At 68.1% G+C, this 270-nt stretch carries 1 protein-coding gene; it reads right to left on the reverse strand.

Annotation, left to right across the window (positions count from 1 at the left end; translation table 11 throughout):
• The coding region (locus tag ACX9YW_RS23025; RefSeq protein WP_460351054.1) for a S16 family serine protease at positions 1 to 270 on the reverse strand (270 nt) is incomplete at both ends.

The following is a 270-nucleotide window of genomic DNA, read 5'->3' on the forward strand; positions in this document are numbered from 1 at the left end:
CTTCTGGTAGAAGTCACCGTCGAGGCCGAGCACGGCCGCGCGGCTCCTCACGACGGTCATCGCGGCATGGATCGACTCCTGCATGACCTCGCCGAGCTGGCCGGTGTGCGTGAGCTTGCCCTTGCCCGGGATGACGGCCGCTTCGATCGTCAGCAGCTCGCCGCCGACTTCCGTCCAGGCAAGGCCCGTCACCTGGCCGACCTGGTCGTTCTCCTCGGCACGCCCGTAGCGGTGGCGCCGCACGCCGAGATACTTCGTGAGGTTCTTCGG

Source organism: Pseudoneobacillus rhizolycopersici, from assembly GCF_054786815.1.